We start from the raw sequence: 5231 nt of genomic DNA, 5'->3' as shown, positions 1-5231 counted from the left end.
ATATTCCGGCATAGCTCAGTTGGTAGAGCACCTGACTGTTAATCAGGTTGTCGACGGTTCGAGCCCGCCTGCCGGAGCTTTGCTAATAAAAGTGCTAACTAGGAAGTTAGCACTTTTGTGTACAAAGCAATGCCGGCTTAGCTCAGTTGGTAGAGCATCGGTATCGTAAACCGAGGGTCACAGGTTCAAGTCCTGCAGCCGGCATAAGTAAGCATTTAGCTAATCCATGCTATTTCATCTCAATCCTTGCCATACAAGGATTTGAGATGTTTTTTTTAACTTACAAAATGAGAATGATTTGGATTGAAATGGAAGCAAACGGAAACGCAGTGTCACAATAGTGTCACTAAAGTGTCACGCGACACTTTTAAGGCTTTTTCGAGTCTTCTTTGTCCAAATGATTAAGCGGGTCAACTGTTTCTGTGCTTCTTCTTGTTGAGCACTTTTGAATAAGTGAGAGTAAATTTTTAGTGTAACAACTGTGTTGGCATGTTCTAACGGTCTCGAAATATAGGGAAAGCTAACTTCGTTAGGGTTGATTAAATAATTAGTGTGAGTATGTCGCAAACCATGAAAAGTAATTCGTTTGGAAATAATATGTTCATCGTAAATCTCATGGAGGGCGGTATTAACTCGGGTTGGACTAATGGCCCAACGATAACGCGAATAAACGACAAAGTTTTGCGGATTAGTGTAGTTCTTTTTTTGAATGTAGGCATTAACAATTTTTGCCAATGTTTAAGCAGGGTGACTAATCGATTATTAATTTTAAGCGTACGCATTGATGATTTATTTTTCGTCGGAATAAACGTTCGATCAACGTAATCTAAAGCTTTATTAATGGTCAAAGTGGCATTATCGAAATCAACACAAACAATGGCTATCAACTTCGCCAAGCTGTTGAAGATACGCTAGAAAAGCCAGTTACCCTTCATGGACATGATTCAGAAGCATTTTACATAGATTTAAGCATTTTACAGCAAAACAATGTGTTCCATATTCTGAAATCTTCAGTGCTACAATCCATTTCTTCATTTCATATGAAGGTGCTCAAAGTAATACTTTTGAATATTAGGATGTTCCAAATATCTATGAGATCACATTTGGTGGTCTCTTTTTCATATATATTCCTAAGGAGGAATTTTACTATGGAAGAATTCACTCAATTTGCTATTTAGCCACCGTCGTAAGTAATATCAGTTTCACGACTACCACCGTGCAAGTTGAAACTAGAGTCCTTGCAAGCTTAAACTATGTTAAATTAGTTAAACCCGTGACTGCTAAAAGCCGGCCAAGTTATATATATCTTGGCTAGCAATTAACTAAGCCTAACCATCATTTAACCAACTATAAACACACTAAGTTCTACATTAATCAAAAAATCAGCGCCACTAAGGCTAACGGTAAACGTGCCATCTATTACTAGTTGACTAATAAGAAAGGGGGGTACGTTTGACATAATTATATTAAGATCAACGGTACTGATAAAGTTGCTAAATTGAACATTTTCTAATATTGGTATATATAAATATACTTTATTGGTATATAAACATTTATAGCACTTGATTGTCGTTATTATCCCTATATAAAAAGAAAAAAACAAGGATTAAATTGTAATTTCCTATTGTGGTATACATTAATATCTGATATTCTGTATAGGTAATAAAGAAAAGGGGATTATTAATATGAAAAATGTAATGCTTATCTGTGAAGATGGAATCTCTAGTAATTTCTTAGTTAAATCTGCAAAGTTATTTATTGAAACTTATCATGCTGACATTCATCTAATTCCAAGTGATTTTGAGAATGCTAATAAATACTTCGATGAGGGGATCGATTTAGTTTTGATTGCCCCTCAGGCTGTTTATCACGAAAAAGAACTAAGTTTACTTAAGAACCGCATAAAAGTTTTAACAATTCCAGATGACGTATATGGTTGGGCAAATGGAGAAAAACTAGTCAAATTTATTGTGGCACAATTTAAGTCAGCCAAGGCAGTCTAATGGATATTGAAGAGCTAAACCAACTTTCTATGAAAATACTGACATATTCGGGCAAAGCAAAACAAGTGTTGAATCAAATGATTAGTCAATTGTCTACATATGATCAGAGGCGCGTTCAGACGCAATTTGATGAAGCTCATCGCTTATTGATACAGGGGCATCATGAACAAAGTAAAGCCATCAAATATGTAGATAAGTTGCCATACTCAGTTTTATTTACCCATGCTCAGGATACATTGATGAGTACAGAAACAATTTATTATTTATTGCAGAAATTGATCCCGTTAATTAGTGTCCCAAAATAAATTGCATTTTATTGCTGCTTGTTAGCGTCATTGAAATACCTTCAATTCTGGCATATAATAGTTCTTATGATTTTGATTTTTTAGGTTCTTAAGAAGCTATTGATAATAAACAATCTAATCCCATCCACACGCATTAGAAAAGGATTAGATTTATTTTTTGGAGGGTATTACATGCAACAACAAGATCAAACAGACCAAGAGAGGCGTGCTGATGATTCGTTTTTCGGCCAACCTCGTGGCTTGTCAACATTGTTCTTCACTGAAATGTGGGAACGGTTCAGTTACTATGGAATGCGAGCCATCCTTCTTTATTACATGTATTTTAGTGTCACTAAAGGTGGATTAGGCTTTGACCAGTCACTAGCTGCATCGATCATGGCAATTTATGGATCACTTGTTTACCTAACCTCTGTAATTGGTGGGTTTGTGAGTGATCGAATTCTTGGAAGTCGAAGAACCGTGTTTTATGGCGGTATCTTGATTATGCTTGGACACATTGCACTTTCACTCCCAATGGGTTCTCCGGCATTATTTGCCTCGATCGTGCTGATCACGGTTGGAACTGGACTATTAAAGCCCAATATTTCAGAGATGGTTGGGGGCTTATATACTGAATACGATAATCGGCGTGATTCAGGGTTTACGATTTTTGTCTTTGGGATTAACTTGGGATCGTTTATAGCGCCATTATTAGTTAGCTGGCTCGGATTTAAAGTCAATTTCCATCTTGGCTTTTCACTGGCTGCGATTGGGATGTTTTTTGGCCTGCTGCAGTATATCCGGGGTGGTAAAAAACACCTGCCAAGCTCAAGCCTTTATCCAAGTGATCCGCTTGAACCAAGTGATGCCAAGAAATTATCCATCCAAGTGGGATTAGGAATTGTAGTCTTTGGCCTTGTTCTCTTATTGATGCAAGTAATGGGGAATTTATCACTTAGTTCATTTATTAGCCTTTTGAGCTTGATTGCGATTGCAACACCAATTGTTTACTTTGTGATTATTATTTCTAGCAAGAAGATATCCGATACGGAACGATCACGGGTCATTGCGTATATTCCCTTATTTATCGCGGCAGCAATTTTTTGGGCAATTGAGGAACAGGGATCGGTTGTCTTAGCGTTGTTTGCTGAAAACCAAACCAATAATAATTTCTTTGGGGTGTTCAACATTCCTGCAGGCTGGTACCAGTCGTTGAATCCACTGTTTATTATGCTATATACGCCGTTTTTTGCTTGGTTATGGATCAAGCTTGGTAAGAAGCAGCCAAGTTCACCATCTAAGTTCTCATTAGGACTTGGAATTGCTGGCTTATCGTACTTGTTTATGGTTATTCCAGTAATGCTTTTCGGTTCATCAGCCAAAGTCAGCCCACTTTGGTTACTTGGAAGCTGGGCAATTGTTGAGGTTGCTGAACTGCTAATTTCTCCGATCGGGCTTTCAGTTACCACCAAGTTAGCTCCAAAAGCTTTCGAATCACAAATGATGAGTATGTGGTTTCTGGCTGATTCAGCTGGCCAGGCCGTTAACTCACAAATTGTTAAATATTACACGCCCGACAATGAAATTAATTACTTCATGATTGTTGGATTGGTCGCAATTGTTGCTGGGATCATCCTTATCTTCTTAGTTAAACCAATCAAACGATTAATGGAAGGAGTCAACTAACTCTGATCAACCAAAAAGTGTTATCCTAATTTTGGATGGCGCTTTTTATTTGTCGTTTTTAGATATAATGGGGCGTCCAAACTCGCGAAGTCACTAATGATTGCTTAATGGTTCGTGGTGATAGTGATGGCAATGGGAGAAAAAATATGCCAAAAATAATTGCATCAAGCGATAATCACTTAGATATTAATAAAATTAACGTGAATCAGGTTATTAGTCAGCAGGCTCGTTATATGACTGATCAAAAAGTAGACTACTACCTAATTGCTGGTGATCTATTTAATGATTTTGATAAGAGTCGCAAATATGTTCGCAGCTTGCGTGAAAGAGCAGTTAACACTAACGTCTTGTTTATTGCGGGCAACCACGATATGATTCGAGGTGTCACTTATGAACAACTGGAAACAGGGGGCTGGCCTGGCTATCTTAATAATCAATTTGTTGATATTCCCAACACCAATCTTCGAATTATTGGCATCAATGGTTGGTATGATTATTCATTTGCAACAAACGTTAAAAGGCCGGAAAGTGATTTTTATCATTGGAAAAAGACGTATTGGATAGATAGCCAAATTTCGCAGCCTATGAGTGATATCGAGCGGGAACGAGTCGTTTTAGGCGAGCTGGAAAAACAACTGTTAGAGGCTCAAAAATTGGCAAAAAAGGTAATTCTGATGACCCACTTTGTTCCTAACCAGCAATTTATTCGATACACAGATGACTTTCGCTTTTGGAATATGGCGAATGCGATGATGGGGAGCATTCATTTTCAACAACTGATAGATAAGTACGCAGTTAACTCCGTTATTTTTGGTCATAGTCATAGGCGATATGCGCCTGTAAAAATCAATCAAACCTGGTACTATAATGGGGCGGTTGGCTATCACAACCATCACCATAATGAATGGCAAAGTAATGATTTTATGACCGAATGGCAAAATCAGCTCAAATTCATTCAAATTATTTGAATATTGTGCTTGACGATCGGCTGAAAATTTTGTATTATAATATTCGTTGGTTTGATAGCAAACACATTTCGGAGGGGTAGCGAAGTCTGGCTAAACGCGGCGGACTGTAAATCCGCTCCTTCGGGTTCGGTGGTTCGAATCCACTCCCCTCCATTTTATTTTTGGGCTATAGCCAAGTGGTAAGGCAACGGGTTTTGATCCCGTGATGCGCTGGTTCGAACCCAGCTAGCCCAATTGATGAATTTCTCCCGTTTTCACAGGTTGTCAAAAGCCTATGAGGACGGGATTTT

Annotated in this window: 5 protein-coding genes and 4 tRNA genes; 8 read left to right on the top strand and 1 reads right to left on the bottom strand. The window is 38.0% G+C overall.

The window, feature by feature from the left end; all coding sequences use genetic code 11:
• The first annotated feature begins 4 nt into the window (after positions 1-4).
• Together YK48G_RS00110 and YK48G_RS00105 are read left to right on the top strand one after the other, a co-directional pair.
• Positions 5-77 (top strand) — tRNA-Asn (locus tag YK48G_RS00110).
• A 54-nt stretch (positions 78-131) separates the two neighbouring features.
• Positions 132-204 (top strand) — tRNA-Thr (locus YK48G_RS00105).
• Between the two features lie 150 nt (positions 205-354).
• Here the strand turns inward: YK48G_RS00105 and YK48G_RS00100 are convergent.
• Positions 355-735 (bottom strand): tyrosine-type recombinase/integrase, encoded by a 381-nt coding sequence (locus YK48G_RS00100; RefSeq protein ID WP_203628676.1) that lies wholly within the window; start codon positions 733-735, stop codon positions 355-357.
• A gap of 950 nt (positions 736-1685) precedes the next feature.
• Between YK48G_RS00100 and YK48G_RS00095 the strand changes: the two genes are divergently transcribed.
• From YK48G_RS00095 to YK48G_RS00070, 6 genes are all read left to right on the top strand, one after another.
• On the top strand, positions 1686-2003 hold the full coding sequence (locus YK48G_RS00095) for a PTS sugar transporter subunit IIB (RefSeq protein WP_203628675.1): 318 nt from the start codon (positions 1686-1688) through the stop codon (positions 2001-2003).
• On the top strand, positions 2003-2308 hold the full coding sequence (locus tag YK48G_RS00090) for a PTS lactose/cellobiose transporter subunit IIA (protein WP_203628674.1): 306 nt from the start codon (positions 2003-2005) through the stop codon (positions 2306-2308). The genes YK48G_RS00095 and YK48G_RS00090 overlap by 1 nt, the downstream gene beginning before the upstream one ends.
• 171 nt (positions 2309-2479) lie before the next feature.
• On the top strand, positions 2480-3973 hold the full coding sequence (locus YK48G_RS00085) for a peptide MFS transporter (RefSeq protein ID WP_203628673.1): 1494 nt from the start codon (positions 2480-2482) through the stop codon (positions 3971-3973).
• 146 nt (positions 3974-4119) lie between these two features.
• Complete coding sequence (locus YK48G_RS00080) at positions 4120-4941, top strand: metallophosphoesterase (RefSeq protein ID WP_203628672.1); 822 nt, start codon at positions 4120-4122, stop codon at positions 4939-4941.
• A gap of 70 nt (positions 4942-5011) precedes the next feature.
• A tRNA-Tyr gene (locus tag YK48G_RS00075) sits at positions 5012-5094 on the top strand.
• 9 nt (positions 5095-5103) lie between these two features.
• Positions 5104-5175: transfer RNA gene (locus YK48G_RS00070), tRNA-Gln, on the top strand.
• Positions 5176-5231: the final 56 nt, after the last annotated feature.

Origin of the sequence: Lentilactobacillus fungorum, assembly GCF_016860605.1 — a bacterium.
Taxonomy (GTDB): domain Bacteria; phylum Bacillota; class Bacilli; order Lactobacillales; family Lactobacillaceae; genus Lentilactobacillus; species Lentilactobacillus fungorum.
This window is presented reverse-complemented; position numbering and strand designations above follow the sequence as displayed.